Source organism: Cytobacillus oceanisediminis 2691 (genome assembly GCF_007678455.1).
GTDB lineage: Bacteria > Bacillota > Bacilli > Bacillales > Cytobacillaceae > Mesobacillus > Mesobacillus oceanisediminis_A.
Genome location: NZ_VEEP01000426.1, coordinates 1 through 233, shown reverse-complemented (window position 1 = coordinate 233; position 233 = coordinate 1). Strand labels below are relative to the sequence as shown.

General features: G+C 47.2%; 1 protein-coding gene. It reads right to left on the bottom strand.

What is annotated here, in order from left to right:
• The coding region (locus tag FS736_RS24005; protein WP_144481576.1) for a hypothetical protein at positions 1-183 on the bottom strand (183 nt) is incomplete at its 3' end.
• Positions 184-233: the final 50 nt, after the last annotated feature.

Here is a 233-nt window from a genome sequence, read left to right as displayed (position 1 = left end):
TAACTCTCCTACCAAACATTCCCTTATTTCTATCCTCACCTCATCCACCACCTTCCCTATGATCAATCCCTCAAAATCCTCCAACCCTACAAACACACATATCAACTCAATCCAATCAACCTTCTCCACCTCCCATCCACCACCCCCCACCTTTCTCTCACATTTCCCCAAAAACCCTATCATCTTACTCCCCCCCACCTTTCTCCCCATATCCTTTCCGTACCCCACATCAA